Origin of the sequence: Rhizobium sp. BR 314 (genome assembly GCF_047445805.1) — a bacterium.
GTDB classification, from domain to species: domain Bacteria; phylum Pseudomonadota; class Alphaproteobacteria; order Rhizobiales; family Rhizobiaceae; genus Rhizobium; species Rhizobium lusitanum_B.
The window spans coordinates 244,643-260,900 of sequence record NZ_JARWLA010000006.1 but is presented as its reverse complement, the minus strand read 5'-3'; the positions used below and the strand labels follow the sequence as shown (position 1 = coordinate 260,900).

General features: G+C 59.6%; 14 protein-coding genes. 9 read left to right on the top strand and 5 right to left on the bottom strand.

Going from position 1 to position 16,258, the window contains the following annotated elements:
• Positions 1–47: 47 nt before the first annotated feature.
• Positions 48–1,109, bottom strand: a complete 1,062-nt coding sequence (locus tag QD461_RS11425; RefSeq protein ID WP_414087937.1) for a LacI family transcriptional regulator — start codon at positions 1,107–1,109, stop codon at positions 48–50.
• Between the two features lie 230 nt (positions 1,110–1,339).
• On the opposite strand from QD461_RS11425, the gene QD461_RS11420 reads away from it, so the two are divergent.
• Positions 1,340–1,486 carry a hypothetical protein gene (locus tag QD461_RS11420; protein WP_414087866.1) on the top strand — a complete coding sequence of 49 codons (147 nt, stop codon included), beginning with the start codon at positions 1,340–1,342 and terminating at the stop codon, positions 1,484–1,486.
• Positions 1,487–1,640: 154 nt separating this feature from the next.
• Here QD461_RS11420 and QD461_RS11415 read toward each other — a convergent pair whose 3' ends face one another.
• From QD461_RS11415 to QD461_RS11405, 3 genes are all read right to left on the bottom strand, one after another.
• Positions 1,641–2,432, bottom strand: a complete 792-nt coding sequence (locus tag QD461_RS11415) for an HpcH/HpaI aldolase family protein (RefSeq protein WP_414087865.1) — start codon at positions 2,430–2,432, stop codon at positions 1,641–1,643.
• A 492-nt stretch (positions 2,433–2,924) separates the two neighbouring features.
• A complete protein-coding gene (rhaI, locus tag QD461_RS11410) occupies positions 2,925–4,217 on the bottom strand; it encodes an L-rhamnose catabolism isomerase (protein ID WP_414087864.1) in 1,293 nt (430 codons plus the stop codon).
• Between the two features lie 64 nt (positions 4,218–4,281).
• Complete coding sequence (locus QD461_RS11405) at positions 4,282–6,378, bottom strand: bifunctional rhamnulose-1-phosphate aldolase/short-chain dehydrogenase (RefSeq protein WP_414087863.1); 2,097 nt, start codon at positions 6,376–6,378, stop codon at positions 4,282–4,284.
• A gap of 220 nt (positions 6,379–6,598) precedes the next feature.
• Between QD461_RS11405 and QD461_RS11400 the strand changes: the two genes are divergently transcribed.
• The 7 genes from QD461_RS11400 to QD461_RS11370 all read left to right on the top strand — a co-directional run bounded on the left by QD461_RS11400 (position 6,599) and on the right by QD461_RS11370 (position 13,901).
• Entirely contained in the window at positions 6,599–7,411 is an 813-nt protein-coding gene (locus QD461_RS11400; RefSeq protein WP_184708135.1) for a DeoR/GlpR family DNA-binding transcription regulator, read from the top strand.
• A gap of 53 nt (positions 7,412–7,464) precedes the next feature.
• Positions 7,465–8,460, top strand: a complete 996-nt coding sequence (gene rhaS / locus QD461_RS11395; RefSeq protein ID WP_414087862.1) for a rhamnose ABC transporter substrate-binding protein — start codon at positions 7,465–7,467, stop codon at positions 8,458–8,460.
• Between the two features lie 73 nt (positions 8,461–8,533).
• On the top strand, positions 8,534–10,069 hold the full coding sequence (locus QD461_RS11390) for a sugar ABC transporter ATP-binding protein (protein WP_414087861.1): 1,536 nt from the start codon (positions 8,534–8,536) through the stop codon (positions 10,067–10,069).
• Between the two features lie 112 nt (positions 10,070–10,181).
• A complete protein-coding gene (locus QD461_RS11385; RefSeq protein WP_414087860.1) occupies positions 10,182–11,186 on the top strand; it encodes an ABC transporter permease in 1,005 nt (334 codons plus the stop codon).
• The gene (locus QD461_RS11380; RefSeq protein ID WP_414087859.1) at positions 11,183–12,199 is read left to right on the top strand and encodes an ABC transporter permease; all 1,017 of its coding nucleotides are present in this window, start codon (positions 11,183–11,185) and stop codon (positions 12,197–12,199) included. Before QD461_RS11385 ends, QD461_RS11380 begins: the two co-directional genes overlap by 4 nt.
• Positions 12,196–12,522, top strand: coding sequence for an L-rhamnose mutarotase (rhaM, locus tag QD461_RS11375; protein WP_414087858.1), 327 nt, complete (start codon positions 12,196–12,198; stop codon positions 12,520–12,522). Before QD461_RS11380 ends, rhaM begins: the two co-directional genes overlap by 4 nt.
• Positions 12,519–13,901, top strand: coding sequence for an FGGY-family carbohydrate kinase (locus tag QD461_RS11370; RefSeq protein WP_414087857.1), 1,383 nt, complete (start codon positions 12,519–12,521; stop codon positions 13,899–13,901). The genes rhaM and QD461_RS11370 overlap by 4 nt, the downstream gene beginning before the upstream one ends.
• On the opposite strand, the gene QD461_RS11365 is transcribed toward QD461_RS11370, so the two are convergent.
• Positions 13,898–14,722 carry an aminoglycoside phosphotransferase family protein gene (locus QD461_RS11365; protein WP_414087936.1) on the bottom strand — a complete coding sequence of 275 codons (825 nt, stop codon included), beginning with the start codon at positions 14,720–14,722 and terminating at the stop codon, positions 13,898–13,900. The genes QD461_RS11370 and QD461_RS11365 overlap by 4 nt on opposite strands.
• Before the next feature lie 408 nt (positions 14,723–15,130).
• On the opposite strand from QD461_RS11365, the gene QD461_RS11360 reads away from it, so the two are divergent.
• The gene (locus tag QD461_RS11360; RefSeq protein ID WP_414087856.1) at positions 15,131–16,237 is read left to right on the top strand and encodes a branched-chain amino acid ABC transporter substrate-binding protein; all 1,107 of its coding nucleotides are present in this window, start codon (positions 15,131–15,133) and stop codon (positions 16,235–16,237) included.
• The last annotated feature ends 21 nt before the right edge of the window (positions 16,238–16,258 follow it).

Sequence of the window (16,258 nt, the reverse complement as noted above, 5' to 3'; positions counted from 1 at the left end):
ACGAATTGCTTCGCTGTGCGTGTTCATGTGGCGAACCACGGAAACATTCAGGCGTGAAGGATCTGGCTCCGGTGATCGACGAAGGCGGCACGGACCACCTCACGCAAGCCGGCGGGATCTTCGCCAGCAATCGCGCGATGCAGGAAAGTGGCCAGTCGCTCGCCGATCGCATGATTGGAGTAGTAGAAGCTGCTCAGCGGCGGATTGAAGAAATCGGGTAGCGCCGTGCCACCATAGGTAATCAGCGCGAAATCCCTGCCGGCCTGTCGCCCGGCATCGCGCAGACCCACAAGGAAGCCAAGAGCCGCCTCCTCGCTTGCCACGAACGCTGCAGTTGCCTTCGGATTGGTCGCAATCACATGCTTTGCCATCTCGCGCCCATTGTCAGGCGTTGTCGCGGTGCAGTGGATGAGATCATCAGGGGCAATAAGATGGCGGTCCGCAAAGGTCTCGCGCCAACCCCGCATGAACTGCAGGCTATAGGTGAAGTGGCTGCTTGGCGCTATCAGCAGCGGCCTGTGATGGCCCGCATCCAAAAGCAAGCCCGCCGCTTCGGCGCCGATAACCTCATGGTCGAGATCGACGCTCGGATGCGCACTCAACAGTTCTGTTCGCCCGAAGGTGACAAAGGGTATGCCAACCTCGAGCAGATATTTGACACGGTCGTCCTGCGGGGTCGTATGCGTTATGATAATGCCGTCGACCGACCCTTCTTCGACGATATCGCGCACGCCCGTCAGGGGATCGTCCGCCTGCGACTGCGGCACGATCGTGGTGCGATAACCCCTGGCTTTCATGTAGCGCGAGGCGCCTTCGATCAGCGAGGCGACGACAATGTTCATCTCGCCCTCACGGCCGAATGGCAGCACGATGCCGATCGCGTGGGTCTTTCCGGTGCGAAGGTTGATGCCGCCAAGATTCGGGCGATAGCCGAGCTCACCCGCGACCCGCTTGACCAGCTCGATCGTCTCGTGATTGACCTCAGGCCCTTCCTTCAGGGCCCGGCTGACTGTCGTGACCGAAAGACCCAAGGCAGTCGCAACCGTGCGCAATGTGACACGCTGGCCTGCCTCGCGCCGCACATTTCGCCCCGCCGCCAATCCATGCATTTTCGACAAATCATTCCGCTCCGCCACGTCGGCACGAGAATGCCCGCAGCCAAGCGTCGATGCAAGCGCGCGCTGAGATCCAAACCTCGGAGGTAGATGCCCGTTGGAGCAGCCTGTCCGATAGCGGCAGCGCCACTTAAGAATGCAACCTTGAGCGTCTTATTCAGGCAGCATCCAGAAAGCACTTTTAAAGTGCGGTTCGTTGCCAATTCCAGCATTGGGGGGAAATCATGGATAAGTATGCCAAGACCGTATTGACCGTCATTGCCTTCGCGCTCGTGCTGATCGCAACGCAAAATGCAATCACGCCGGCAAAAGCCCGCGGTGATTGTGGCGATGCGGACTACAATCCCTTCCACGTAAGGCTGGTAAAGTGATGGCCGCTTAACGCCGCCACGTAGTCTTGCACACCCAAGACTTCGGACCGCATTCGATTGATGATCGGCGATCCGAAAGGGCTCACCAACACCACATGCAGAATTGGCATGCCCGGCGACTCATCCGGACATGCCTTTTCGTCAAATTCACCAATTATGCTTCAACGATCTTGCGCGCAGCCTGAATGGCCGTGCGCGCGCCTGCCCGCAACTGTGCGGTTTCCGTGCCGGCGATGACGAGATCGAGGCCGAGCTTCAGATATTCTCCGGCGCGGGTACCGTCGCCACCGAAGGCGCAGATCACCTTGCCGTGGGCGCGGCAGCGTGCAAGCGCGGTCGCAAGCGCTTGATCGATCGCGGCGCTGTCAGGCGCGAGCCTTGCACCGTTCGAAAGCGCGATGGAAAGGTCTGAGGGACCGACGAAGATGCCGTCGATACCGTCAACGGCAAGGATCTCATCGATCGCGTCGAGAGCAGTGCGCGTTTCCACCATGGCGATGGTGACGGTCAGGCTGTTGGCGGTCTGTAGATACTCGTCTGCGGGGAGACCGAAGTGATTGATTGCCAGCGACGGTCCCCAGCTGCGCTCGCCGAGCGGGGGATATTTCGTCGCCTTTACCAGGGCGCGCGCGTCATCGGCAGAGTTGATCATCGGCGCGATGATGGCGGAGGCTCCGGCATCAAGAAGCCGGGAGGCAGCAGCAAAATCGCCGACTGGAATGCGCGCGACCGCCGGCTTGCCGGCTAGGCGCACATAGGCAATGCCGTTGGCGGCCGACGTCATGTCCCACATGCCATGTTGCATGTCCAGCACCACGGTATCGAAGTCTTCCTGCGCCAGATGATTGACGAGCATCGGGTCGGGTATGCCAACCCAGCCGGAGATCATGCCGCCACTCTCGCGGCGCTTCAGTCGTCCGGCAAAACCGCTAATATCAGTCGTCATTGTCTTTCCTCACCTATCAACACAGGCTCAATCTTTGAAGGCAGCCTCGCCGTCAAATCACGGCGAGCCGTTGCGAGCGACAATACTCAATTCTCGTTGCCGAACCACTCGAAAGTGAGCGAGCAGCATATACGAGCCGATAAATTGGCCTCCGCCCGACGCGGCTAAGAAGCCAAAAATCCATTCGGAATCTGCCAGACCAACATGACAAACATGCGGAATTCTTTGGCGTCTGGGCATTCAGCCAGAGCCCCGGGGGCATGCCGATGGAAGGGGCCTTTCCCCATGTACTTGTGCTCAGCTCGAGCAGGATCCATGAGGCATCGGATGAAGACGAAACCATGGGGATCATCTCGCCGGGTCAGCCCTTTGCTTGTAAGCGGTCAAAACCGATCAAAGGCAACGCGCTCGATGGTTCACCCGCAGACATGCGAACGGGTGCGGCCATAGGCAAATAGGTGCCGACCCACTTTCAGTCGACACCGGATAGCATCAGATGATTCCACCGCCGCCGGCAACGGACGCCGGACGTTCGGCGGCGACCTTGTCGCGATAGCCGCTCGCACGATAGGTCGCGACCGGATCGATGGAGCCACCAGCCCGACGGCGTGCTTCGGCAAGGATAGGTTCGACATCGGCGCGATAAGCGCGCTTCAGCGTTTCCGATGCCATCAGCGCGTCATTCGCATCCTGATATTCGCCGAGCGCATTGCGATCGACGATCAGCGCCTGCGCATAGGCACGGCGGATTTCGTTGGCGCTGGAAATCAGGCTTTCGATCGGGTCCGTAACATTGTGCGACTGGTCGATCATGTGGGCCGGATTGAAGTCGTTGACCCCACGCCGTTCCGCATCGACCAGTTCGTTAAAGACGAGGAATAGGCGATAGGGCTCGATCGCACCGGCATCGAGATCGTCATCGCCATACTTCGAGTCGTTGAAATGGAAGCCGCCGAGCTTGCCGAACTGGATGAGGCGCGCCACGATCATCTCGATATTGGTATTCGGCGCATGGTGGCCGAGATCGACCAGGCAATGCGCCTTCGGGCCGAGCGTCTGCGCGATCAGGTAATTGGTGCCCCAGTCCTGAACGACCGTCGAATAGAAGGCCGGCTCATACATCTTGTGCTCGGAGAACAGCCGCCAATCGTCAGGCAGCGCCTTGTAAATATCGGCCATGGCGGAAAGGTAGCGCTCGAACGCCCTGGTAAAGTTGGTCTGGCCCGGAAAGTTCGAGCCATCGCCGACCCACACGGTCAGCGCTTTCGAGCCGATCGCCTTGCCGATCTCAATGCATTCGATGTTGTGCTCGACGGCCTGGGCTCGGGTTGCCGCGCCGACGTGGCTGAGCGAGCCGAACTTGTAGGAATGCGCCTGACCGGGTGCGTCCGAGAACGTGTTGGAGTTCATGGCGTCAAAGCCGAGGCCAAGCGCCTCGCCCTTCGCCTTGAGCTCGCGCGGATCCGCCTTGTCCCAGGGAATATGCAGCGAGACCTTCGGCGTCGCGCGGGTCAGTTGCTGAATGACCGCACAATCGTCGAGTTTGTCGAAAATGCCACGTGGCTCGCCTGTGCCGGGGAAGCGGGCAAAGCGCGTGCCACCGGTGCCGACACCCCAGGACGGAACTGCAACGAAGAATTCGGAAACCTTGCGGGTGACAAGTTCGATATCGACACCGCGTCGTGCAAGTGTGGCGCCAAGTGCCTCGTAATCCGATTTCAGCGCAGCGGCGCGCTTGTCGTTTTCTGCAGCAACCAGATCGGGCGCAATTCTAAACTCGGCCATTCTTTCCTCCCAAACGATGAAGGCCCGCGCCGGCAAACACAGCGGCGGCGCGGGCCGCCTGATATCAGCGCGTGAAGCTTTGCGCGTTGCCGGCGTCGACGTTGATGATATTGCCCGTTGATTTGGCGGAAAGGTCCGAGGCCAGGAAGTAGATCGCCTCGGCGATGTCCTCGGGCAGGACATTCAACTTCAACATCGAACGCTTGCGGTAATGTTCCTCCAACTCGTCCACTTCGATCTTCGAGGAAGCGGCGCGCTGCTCACGCCATTCGCCGTTCCAGATCTTCGAACCACGAAGAACGGCATCTGGATTGACCGTATTCACTCGAATGCCGGCCTCGGCGCCCTCCAGCGCCAGGCAGCGGGCCAGATGAATTTCTGCCGCTTTCGCCGTGCAATAGGCGGCGGCATTCGGCGAGGATGCAAGGCCGTTCTTCGACGCGACGAAGACGACGTTGCCGCCGAGGTTCTGGCGGCGGAACAGCCGGAAGGCTTCACGCGAAACTAGGAAGTAACCCGTCGCGAGGATATCCATGTTGCGGTTCCACATCGAAAGCTCCGTGCTTTCGATCGGCGCAGATGATGCGATCCCAGCATTCGAGACCAGAATATCGACACCACCGAACTCGACGCACGCCTCCGCAAAGGAGGAAATGACAGCATCTTCCTTCGTCACATCAAGCTTGACACTGCGCACGGCGTCGGCGCCGAACATCTTTGCAAAATCCGCCTGGGTGCCCTCAAGTGCCGCCTGGTCGATGTCAGCCAGAACGACGCAGGCGCCTTCGCGCACGAGACGAGCGGCCGTAGCGCGGCCGATGCCGCCGGCACCGCCGGTCACAAAGGCGACGCGCCCGGCAAGGCTTTTCGGCTTGGGCATGCGTTGCAGCTTTGCCTCTTCCAGCAGCCAATATTCGATATCGAAGGCTTCCTGCTCCGGCAGGCCCTGATATTCGGAAACGGTGGAAGAACCGCGCATGACGTTGATGGCGTTGACGTAGAACTCGCCGGCGATACGGGCGGTCGCCTTGTCACGGGCAAAGGAAAGCATGCCGACGCCGGGAACGAGGAAGATCACCGGGTTCGGATCGCGCATGGCAGGCGAGTTATCATGCTTGCAACCATTGTAGTAGCGCGCGTAATCGGCGCGATAGTCTTCCAGTGCCTTGTCGAGACCGGCAATCACGGCATCGACGTCGGGCTTTTCCGGATCGAAATCGACGATCAACGGGCGGATCTTGGTGCGCAGGAAGTGATCCGGGCAGCTCGTGCCGAGCGCGCCGAGGGGACGAAGGTTCTTCGAGTTGACGAATTCGAGTACGGCGCCTTGATCGTCGAAATCGCCGAGCTTGCGCTCCGCCTTGCCGATGCGGCCACGGATTTCCGGCATCAGCCGGGCTGCGATGGCACGGCGTTCCGCCAGCGGCAGGCTTTCGACGACAGCGCCACCGAAAGCCGTCTTGCCTTCGGTCTTGGCGGCAAACCATTCGATCGCCTTGTTGATGATGGCAAGCGTCAGTTCGTAGCAGGTCTTGGCGTCATCGGCCCAGGTGAAGAGGCCATGGCTTTCGAGGACAACGCCCTTGGCATTGGGATGCGCCTTGACGAAGGCTTCAAGATCGAGCCCGAGCTGGAACCCAGGACGGCGCCAGGGCAGCCAGCCGATTTCGTCGCCAAAAATTTCGCGCGTCAGTTCACGCGAATTCTTCGCAGCGGCAATAGCAATGATGGCATCAGGATGCATGTGGTCGACATGGGCGAAGGGCACGAAGCCGTGCAATGGCGTATCGATGGATGCTGCGCGCGCATTCAGATTGAAGGTGCAATGCGGCAGGAACCCGACCATGCGATCCTCGTCTGCAACACCCTGATAGATGTTCTTCAGGCTATCGAGCTTGTCCTGATAGAGCGTCGCGAAGCCATCGAGCTTGATGGTGCCGACATCGCCGCCAGAGCCCTTGACCCACAGCACCTTGACCCTCTCGCCGGAAAGCGGATCAGTTTCCATGACCTTGGCCGACGTGTTGCCGCCGCCGTAGTTGGTGATACGCTTGTCTGCACCGAGCAGATTCGAGCGATACAGCAGTTTGCCCGGCTCATCGAGACCGGCCGCATATGCATCATCCCAACGGTTCTTCAGAAGCTGAACGTCAGCCGCCATGTCATCCTCCCTTGAAATCAAGTCTTGTAGATCAAGCCTTCGGGCGGATCGGATCGTGATAGAGCCGCCCTTTGTGAGCAGGGTATCGCTCACACTTTATCACGTTGTCAATCGAAAACGATCAAAATCGGTAATGTTGCGATGCAGTATGAAAGATTGTGATCGTTTATGATTGACACGTTGTCATATTTGCGAAATAACCGCCAATACGGAGGAACCAATGCACGAACGTGAACGCCATCGCATTATTCTGAGCGCCGTACAGGAAAAATCTGTCGTGACGATTCAGGATATTTCCGAGCTCACCGAAGCTTCGGAAGCGACGATACGTCGTGATATCGCTGCCCTGCATGTGCAGGGAAAGATCCGGCGCGTACGTGGCGGCGCGGAATCGATCCACCCTCCGCAGCTTGGCAATCTGGCGGCGCGGCCGTTCCGCGTATCCGAAGCCGTCAATATCGATAGGAAACGCGCAATTGCGCGCAAGGCTGCCGAGCTCTGCAATCCCGGCGACGCAATCATCATCAACGGCGGTACGACGACTTTCCAGCTGGTGCATTATATCTCAGCCTTCCGGCTGCAGGTGATGACCAACTCTTTCGCTATTGCCGAACATCTGATCAAGCATTCGAAGAACACGGTGACGGTGCCGGGCGGCGCGATCTATCGCGAGCAGAGCCTGATCCTCTCGCCCTTCGACAACGACACCATCCGGAATTTCTATGCGCGACGCATGTTCATCGGTGCGCAGGGCGTCGGCCCGCTCGGCATCATGGAAGCCGATGCGCTGGTCATCCAGAGCGAACAGAAGCTCATGCGCCAGGCAGACGAACTTGTCGTCATGGTGGATTCGAGCAAGTTCCGCCAGCGCTCAAGCCTGATCCTGTGCCCGCTCGAACAGGTCTCGACCATCATCACCGATGACGGCATCTCGGCCGACACGGTGCGAATGATCGAAGATGCGGGCATTTCGCTCATCATCGCAAATGTTTCGGCTGAGGCCGAGGAGGAAGATTCCCCATCGGTCGCATGAAATGCGCGGCTCAGGTGGGGTGAGCATGCCTATTAACTTTGGGAGGAAGTGACATGAATATTGCAAAGAAATTGGCGATCAGCGTTGCGCTCGCCGCAACGCTTTTTGCCGGCGCGGCCAGTGCTAAGGACATCAAGATCGGTCTCGTGGTGAAGTCGCTGGGCAACGGCTTCTTCGAAGCCGCCAACAAGGGCGCCCAGGAAGCTGCCAAGGATCTCGGCGGCGTGCAGGTGATCTACACCGGCCCGACCTCGACCACGGCCGAAGGCCAGATCGAAGTGATCAATTCGCTGATCGCGCAGGGCGTCGACGCCATCGCGATTTCCGCAAACGATCCCGATGCAGTCGTCCCGGCACTAAAGAAGGCCACTCAGCGCGGCATCAAGGTCATTTCCTGGGATTCCGGCGTTGCCAAGGCCGGCCGCATCCTGCAGCTGAACCCCTCATCCAACGAGCTGATCGGCAAGATGTGCCTGACGCTCGCCAAGGATCATCTTGACGGCGGCAAGGGCGACTTCGCCATCCTGTCTGCGACGACGACGTCGACGAACCAGAACATCTGGATCGGCGAGATGAAGAAGCAGCTCAAGGATTTCCCGGGTCTCAACCTCGTCACGACCGTTTATGGTGACGATCTCTCGGACAAGAGCTATCGTGAAGCCCAGGGCCTCCTGACCTCGCATCCGGAAGTCAAGGTCATCGTTGCTCCGACCACCGTCGGCGTACTCGCCGCGTCGCAGGCCGTCAAGGATGCCGGCAAGATCGGCAAGGTCTACGTGACCGGTCTTGGTCTGCCGTCCGAGATGGCCGGCGCGATCAAGTCCGGCGCAACGAAGGAATTCGCGATCTGGAACCCGATCGATCTCGGCTATTCCGCAACGCAGATCGCCTATCGCCTCGTCAAGGGCGAGACCGACGGCAAGCCGGGCAGCGAGATCAATGCCGGCCGTATGGGCAAGATCAAGGTTGGCGAAAACGGCGAAGCCGCCATGGCCGATCCGTTCGTCTACAACGCGTCGAACATCGATCAGTTCTCCAAGGTTTTCTGATCGAAACAAGCATCCGCACCTCTCCGGCGGCGTCAGCCGCCGGATCTGGCTTCATTGATCCGGTACATTGCTGATGACCACAGTCCTTCAACGACCCCTAGCGGACGCACCTGCCGCGAACAGTCAGGCCCTTCTGGAAATGCGCGGCATTTCCCAGATCTTCCCCGGTGTGAAAGCGCTGGATGGCGTCAGCATTTCGCTTTACCCCGGCAAGGTCACCGCTCTGATCGGCGAGAACGGCGCGGGCAAATCGACCCTAGTCAAAATCCTGACCGGCATTTATCGTCCGAACGAGGGAGAAATTCTCGTCAATGGCAAGCCGGCAACTTTCGCCAATGCCCAGGCCGCCATCGATGCAGGCGTCACCGCCATTCATCAGGAGACGGTGCTCTTCGACGAGCTAACCGTTGCCGAAAACATCTTCCTCGGTCATGCACCGCGCACGTCCTGGCGCACCATCGACTGGAAGACGATGAACAGCCGGTCGAAGGAGCTACTTCAATCCCTTGAAAGTGCCATCGATACGACAATTCGATTGAAGGACCTCTCCATTGCGCAACGCCATCTTGTAGCGATCGCGCGCGCCTTGTCGATCGAGGCCCGCATCGTCATCATGGACGAGCCCACCGCCGCACTTTCGCGCAAGGAGATCGACGATCTCTTCCGTATTGTGGAAGGCCTAAAGGCGAAGGGCAAAGCCATTCTGTTCATCAGCCACAAGTTCGATGAACTCTATGAAATCGCCGATAATTTTGTCGTTTTCCGCGACGGTCGGGCCGTTGGTCACGGCGATCTGAAAGCAACGCCACAGGACGAGATCGTTCGCATGATGGTCGGTCGCGACGTCAAGGACGCTTTCCCGAAGGTGCCGGTGACCATCGGCGGCACGGTTCTCGAGGTGGAGAAATACTGTCACCGCACGGAGTTTCGCGACATTTCCTTTAGGCTGCGACGCGGCGAGATCCTTGGCGTCTACGGCCTCATCGGCGCCGGACGCTCGGAGCTTTGCCAATCGCTCTTCGGCATCACTAAGCCGCTCTCAGGTCGCCTGACGCTCGACGGTCAGGAAATCCAGGTGCGGTCGCCGCAGGACGCCATCGGCGCGGGCATCGTCTACGTGCCAGAAGAGCGTGGCCGCCACGGCTTGGCGCTACCGATGCCGATCTATCAGAATATGTCGCTCCCGTCGCTCGGGCGCACCTCGCGCAAGGGCTTCCTGAAGGCTGCCAATGAGTTCGCCCTCGCCCGGAAATATGCTGAACGGCTCGATCTTCGTGCAGCCGCCCTGTCCGTGCCCGTCGGCACGCTCTCAGGCGGCAACCAGCAGAAGGTGGTCATCGGCAAATGGCTGGCGACACAGCCGAAGATCATCATTCTCGACGAGCCCACAAAGGGCATCGATATCGGCTCGAAGGCCGCCGTCCACGGCTTCATCAGCGAGCTTGCGGCCGAAGGGCTCAGCATCATCATGATCTCCTCCGAACTGCCAGAGATCCTCGGCATGTCGGATCGTGTGCTCGTCATGAAGGAAGGCCTGTCCGCGGGCCTGTTCGAGCGCGAGGGGCTGACGCCGGAAGCTCTGGTGCGTGCCGCGACGGGCAACGCATAGAACGTTTTGGCATTTCTTCGATCAGCCAGAACGCTCGTACTGTTTGTTTTTGCCGCATTTATGCGACGCCAGGTGAGGCCACCCGGCTGCATAATGCTCAAGGGAGGACAGGATGCCACGCATCCTCAAAAAGCGCGAAACATTGCTCGCCATCATCATCGCCGTGATGATCGCCGGCTTCGCCACGCGCGCGGCCGGCTTTGCCGAACCCGCCAATCTCGCCAATATCTTCAACGACACGTCGATCCTCATCATCCTGGCCCTCGCCCAAATGACGGTGATCCTCACGAAATCGATCGACCTGTCCGTCGCCGCCAACCTGGCGCTGACGGGGATGGCGGTTGCGATGCTGAATGCAGCCTATCCCGATGTCCCGCTGGCCGCATTGATCGTGATGGCAATCCTGATGGGCGCCGTTCTCGGTGCCATCAATGGCTATCTCGTCTGGGCACTGGAAATCCCGCCGATTGTCGTCACACTCGGTACCCTGACAATCTATCGCGGCATGGCCTTCGTGTTGTCGGGCGGCGCATGGGTCAATGCGCATCAGTTCACACCGATCTTCCTCAATGTACCGCGCACGCCGCTTCTTGGGCTGCCGGTGCTTGCCTGGATCGGCATCGCGATCATGCTGACGATGTATCTGGTGCTGCGCCATACCCAGTTCGGCCGCTCGGCGTATGCGAGCGGCGGCAATCCGGTCGCGGCGATCTATGCCGGCATCGATGTTGGTTGGACCCGCTTCCTCGCCTTCGTTCTCTCCGGTGCACTCGCCGGGTTGAGCGGCTATCTCTGGGTGTCGCGCTATGCCGTCGCCTATGTCGACATCGCCAACGGTTTCGAGCTCGATAGCGTGGCGGCCTGCGTCATCGGCGGCATTTCGATTGCAGGCGGCGTCGGTTCAGTCGCTGGCGCAGTGCTGGGCGCGCTGTTCCTCGGCGTCATCAAGAATGCGCTCCCGGTGATCGGTATCTCGCCGTTCACGCAGATGGCAATCTCAGGCACCGTCATCATCCTAGCCGTCGTCTTCAACGCCCGCCGCGAACGCAACCGCGGCCGCATCATCCTCCGGGATCAGGCCGCAAAAGACACCGCCAGTGAGGGAGCAATCGCATGAGCAACGGTTTGCAAGCGGCAGCGGCGGAAAAGCGCGCCATTCCGGATCGCCTCGGCACTCCTTTTAAACGCATCTTGTCGAGCTGGGAAACGCTGCTCTTCGGGGTTGCGGTCGCGATCTTCATCTTCAATTCGCTGGCCTCGCCCTATTTCCTCGATCCCTTCAACCTTTCGGACGCCACCTTCAACTTCACCGAAAAGGCGATGATCGCCTTTGCCATGGCACTGCTCGTCATATCAGGTGAAATCGACCTGTCAGTCGCAGCCATCATTGCGCTTGCCTCGACGGCGATGGGGGCAGCGGCTCAGTTAGGCGTCGGCACATCAGGCCTTGTCGCGATCGGTCTCGGCGTTGGCCTCGTCTGCGGCATCTTCAACGGCTTCCTTGTTTCCGTGATGAAGCTGCCGTCGATCGTCGTTACCATCGGCACGATGAGCCTGTTTCGCGGCATTTCCTATATCGTGCTCGGCGACCAGGCCTATGGCAACTACCCGGATAGCTTCGCCTATTTCGGCCAAGGCTATGTTGTCTGGGTCTTCTCCTTCGAATTCGTGCTGTTCATTGTGCTTGCGATCGCTTTTGCAATCCTGTTGCACGCGACGAATTTCGGGCGGCAGGTCTATACGATCGGCAACAATGACTTCGCCGCGCGCTTCTCCGGCATTCCGGTCGAGCGGGTGAAGTTCATCCTGTTTCTTCTGACGGGCATCATGAGCGGCATCGCCGCCGTCTGCCTCACCTCGCGCCTTGGCTCGACTCGACCCTCGATCGCGCTTGGCTGGGAGCTGGAGGTGGTGACGATGGTTGTGCTTGGGGGAGTGTCGATCCTCGGCGGCTCAGGTACGATCGGTGGGGTCGTCATCGCCGCTTTCGTAATGGGCCTTGTCACCTTCGGCCTCGGCCTGCTCAACGTGCCGGGCATCGTCATGTCGATCTTCATCGGCCTTCTCCTCATCATCACCATCGCGCTGCCGATCGTTGCCCGGCGCATCAGGACCATGAGCTCCAAATGACATCAGCTCTCGAACGCCACGCCTTCAAGATGACGCTCATTCCGGGCATGGAAGCGGAGTATAGAAGACGCCACGACGAAATCTGGCCCGAGCTGATCGAATTGCTGCATCAGGCGGGAGCGAGCGACTATTCCATCCATCTCGACCGCGAGACGAACACGCTTTTCGGCGTGCTGACACGGCCAAAGGATCACACCATGGCGAGCCTGCCAGAGCATCCTGTCATGAAGAAATGGTGGGCACACATGGCCGACATCATGGCGACCAATCCCGACAATTCGCCCGTCCAGAGCGATCTCGTCACGGTCTTCCATCTGCCATGACCAACACGAAAGCCTACCGGCATATCGCCGTGATCGACATCGGCAAGACCAATGCCAAGGTTGTCGTGCTGGAGGCCGAAACGGGCGGCGAAATCGCTGGTGTCAAAACCAGCAACAGCGTCGTGAAGACCGGCCTCTATCCGCACTATGATATCGAAAGATTATGGTCCTTTATCATCGAAGCCCTGAAGGATTTTGCAACTGTTCCCGGTTTCGATGCGATCTCCATTACTACGCATGGCGCGTCGATGGCGCTCCTCGACGCCGATGGCAATCTCGCACTGCCGGTTCTCGACTATGAACACACCTACCCTCTTCCCATTCAGCAGGCCTATGGCGAGTTTCGACCAGCATTTGCAGAAACCTTCTCGCCAAGCCTCTCTGGCGGCCTGAATGTCGGAGCGCAGATCCACTACCAGAAAAACGCATTTCCCGAGGAATTTGCGCGCGTAGCAACCATTCTGACCTATCCGCAATACTGGGCCTTTCGCTTGACCCGCACTGCCGCCAACGAGATGACCTCGCTCGGATGCCATACCGACCTCTGGAATCCGACGAGCGGAGACTATTCATCCCTCGTCGCCAGGCTTGGCATTCGCGCACTGATGGCGCCGGTACGCTCAGCATTCGACGCTCTCGGGCCAATCCTGCCTCAACTTGCCGGGCAAATCGGCCTTGTGGAGCCGGTGCCAGTCTATTGCGGCATTCACGATTCCAACGCATCGCTGCTACCGCATCTGATCGAAAACGAAGCACCTTTCGCCGTCGTGTCGACGGGAACATGGGTAATCAGTTTCGGGGTCGGCGGCGATCTCGAACATCTCGATCCCAAACGCGACATACTTGCCAATGTCGATGCCTATGGCCGCGCCGTGCCGTCGGCTCGTTTCATGGGCGGCCGCGAGTTCGAGATCCTGGCGGCAGAGATCGGCACGGCGCCAACCGATGCCATCGAGGTTGCGCTTGAAAGGGTGATCGAAAAAGGCCTCATGCTGCTGCCCAACGTGGTCGAAGGATCCGGCCCCTTTCCGGGCAGGACCAGACGCTGGATCGGCGACGCGACGGATCAGGCAGAGCAGCTTGCCGCCGTCAGTCTCTACCTTGCGCTGATGACAGAAGCCTGCCTCACTTTGATTGGCGCAAAAGGGCCAATCTTCGTCGAAGGTCCCTTTGCCTTCAATCGCGCCTATCTCACCGCCCTCTCCGCAGTCACGACAAGGGAGGTCATTGCCTTGCCGGGTTCGACCGGAACCAGCCAGGGAGCTGCCCTTTTGACGGGTATCCGCCCACCTGCATCAGCGGAGAACGCGCCGATCCGCGCCGAACTTCGCGGCTTGGAGCGTTACCGGCAAGCCTGGCACGACGCTCTGAGCCATTAGACAGCAATGCTGTCGAGTTCCGCAGCAGCAATATCGGCGATCTGCAAGGTCGGCCTGATATGCTCGTCCAAGCCATCCTCGATCAACCATGCGGCCGAAAGACCTGCCCAGGCAACAATCCACTGCAGCAGGCGTCGACGTTCGAGCCGCGCCGCATCGATGACGACATCGACCTGGCGCGCGAGACGGCCGGGCGTGGTGGCGACCGAATGGTCCGGGTTGCAGAAGAGGTTGGCATAGTCAAAGCCACGTTCACCAACGAGGCCCTTCGGATCGATCGCGAGCCAGCCACGCCCTGTGAAGTCCAGAAAATTGCCGTGATGAACATCGCCGTGCAGCGTAACGATATCGATAGGCTCTGCCAGCAGCGCACGGGCGATGGCTGCAGATCGCACGAAGGCACCGCCTTCGCGGTCGGCCGCTTCTTCGAGCGAACGAAAACGATGTGCCAGCGGGATCAGCGACGTCAGAAGCGACCCACGCAGGGCGTGAAGGCCTTCGACGGCCCGGCAGATGATGCGGCTTGCCTCGTCATCTCCGCCATTTCTGGCCATGTCGATCAGAGACCGCTCGCCGGTTGCACGCTCGAGCAGGATCGCATCGCCCTGATGTTCGAGAACATGCGCGGCGCCGACACCGTTCCACCAGACCATGAGCGCCGCACCCAATTTCTCCTCGGGCGCGACCGCAAACTTGAGCATGGCCGCCTTGCCATTTCGCCGCACCGGGAAGAGCTTACTCGAATGCGTCACAATCGGCTCGCCATCAAGAGAGAGGTGCCAGAGGTCAAGATAGGCTTTCGCAACATCATTTTCGGTCATGCGGACATCCGGCTCCTCGTCGCGGATCAGGTCGTTCGGCATTTTCGGTGCCGATCGGCGCCTCGGTCTCTCCGGTTCGAGGGGCGGCCGTATCGACCTTTCGAGCCACCGTACCCGACCGATGTTTCAGGTAGGTGTTGACGAAAAGGATACAACAACCATCCCTCGTCAAAACGACACGAAAAATCGTCAAAATTGCTGCCGCGACGGTTATTTTCTTGCGGAATCGTCGCAACATTCCTAGAGGAAATACTCTTATGAACGCTTTCCAGGTCAAAAATGACCGAAAGCGATCATCGGCTTCGATGCCAGTCCTGTCTTATCAGGGAGCACTTACGGCAGTTTGCGCTTCGAGGCAGGCTAGGGGGGTTCAAAGGGCGCTGCCGCGCCCATCCAAGGAGAGATAATATGAGTCTGAAGACACTGACGGCCGCGACCTTCGTCGCTTCGCTGGCCTTCGCACCTCTCGCACATGCAGACATCACGATCGGCCTTATCGCGCCGCTGACCGGTCCGGTCGCCGCTTACGGCGAACAGGTCAAGAATGGCGCACAGACCGCCGTTGACGAAATCAACAAGAGCGGCGGCGTTCTCGGCCAGAAGCTCGTTCTGAAGCTCGGCGACGATGCCGGCGACCCGAAGCAGGGTGTTTCCGTCGCGAACGGCTTCGTCGGCGACAGCATCCACTTCGTCGTCGGCCCGGTTACGTCGGGCGTTGCCATCCCGGTTTCCGATGCGCTCGCCGAAAACGGCATCCTGATGGTCACGCCGACTGCAACGGCTCCGGATCTGACCAATCGCGGTCTGACGAACATCCTGCGCACCTGCGGCCGCGACGACCAGCAGGCCACGGTCGCCGCCAACTACGTCGTGAAGAACCTCAAGGACAAGAAAATCGCCATCCTTGACGACAAGGGCGCATATGGTAAGGGCCTGTCGAAAGCCTTCAAGGAGACACTCAACAAGGGTGGTGTGACCGAAGTGGTTGACGACTCCCTTACCCCCGGTGAAAAGGACTACAGCGCCCTGACGGCGAAGCTGAAGCAGGCTGGCGTCGAAGTCATCTACTTCGGCGGCTATCATCCGGAAGCCGGCCTCCTTGCCCGCCAGCTGCATGACATCTCCGTCAAGGCACAGATCATCGGCGGCGACGGCCTCTCCAACACAGAGTACTGGGCAATCGCCAACAGCTCGGCTGCCGGCACGATCTTCACTAACGCGTCCGACGCGCTGAAGAACCCGGACTCAAAGGACGCAGTTGCTGCCCTAAAGGCACGCAACATCCCGGCTGAAGCCTTCACGCTCAACGCCTATGCCGCCGTACAGGTGCTAAAGGCTGGCATCGAGAAGGCCGGTAAGGCTGACAGCGCCGACGCAGTCGTTACCGCTCTGAAGAAGGGCGAAGCTATCGATACCGCCATCGGCAAGGTTACCTATGGCGAAACCGGCGACCTGACTTCGCAGAGCTTCTCGCTCTTCAAGTGGGAAGACGGCAAGATCGTTTCGGCTGAATAAGCCATTACGTCAACGCTTTGC

What these genes read in the sequence shown, in the direction of transcription:
- rhaM (WP_414087858.1), top strand. Translation starts at nt 12,196, where the DNA reads ATGACATCAGCTCTCGAACGCCACGCCTTCAAGATGACGCTCATTCCG.
- QD461_RS11400 (WP_184708135.1), top strand. Translation starts at nt 6,599, where the DNA reads ATGCACGAACGTGAACGCCATCGCATTATTCTGAGCGCCGTACAGGAA.
- QD461_RS11405 (WP_414087863.1), bottom strand. Translation starts at nt 6,378, where the DNA reads ATGGCGGCTGACGTTCAGCTTCTGAAGAACCGTTGGGATGATGCATAT.
- QD461_RS11385 (WP_414087860.1), top strand. Translation starts at nt 10,182, where the DNA reads ATGCCACGCATCCTCAAAAAGCGCGAAACATTGCTCGCCATCATCATC.
- QD461_RS11420 (WP_414087866.1), top strand. Translation starts at nt 1,340, where the DNA reads ATGGATAAGTATGCCAAGACCGTATTGACCGTCATTGCCTTCGCGCTC.
- QD461_RS11360 (WP_414087856.1), top strand. Translation starts at nt 15,131, where the DNA reads ATGAGTCTGAAGACACTGACGGCCGCGACCTTCGTCGCTTCGCTGGCC.
- rhaS (WP_414087862.1), top strand. Translation starts at nt 7,465, where the DNA reads ATGAATATTGCAAAGAAATTGGCGATCAGCGTTGCGCTCGCCGCAACG.
- QD461_RS11365 (WP_414087936.1), bottom strand. Translation starts at nt 14,722, where the DNA reads ATGACCGAAAATGATGTTGCGAAAGCCTATCTTGACCTCTGGCACCTC.
- QD461_RS11370 (WP_414087857.1), top strand. Translation starts at nt 12,519, where the DNA reads ATGACCAACACGAAAGCCTACCGGCATATCGCCGTGATCGACATCGGC.
- rhaI (WP_414087864.1), bottom strand. Translation starts at nt 4,217, where the DNA reads ATGGCCGAGTTTAGAATTGCGCCCGATCTGGTTGCTGCAGAAAACGAC.
- QD461_RS11380 (WP_414087859.1), top strand. Translation starts at nt 11,183, where the DNA reads ATGAGCAACGGTTTGCAAGCGGCAGCGGCGGAAAAGCGCGCCATTCCG.
- QD461_RS11390 (WP_414087861.1), top strand. Translation starts at nt 8,534, where the DNA reads ATGACCACAGTCCTTCAACGACCCCTAGCGGACGCACCTGCCGCGAAC.
- QD461_RS11415 (WP_414087865.1), bottom strand. Translation starts at nt 2,432, where the DNA reads ATGACGACTGATATTAGCGGTTTTGCCGGACGACTGAAGCGCCGCGAG.
- QD461_RS11425 (WP_414087937.1), bottom strand. Translation starts at nt 1,109, where the DNA reads ATGCATGGATTGGCGGCGGGGCGAAATGTGCGGCGCGAGGCAGGCCAG.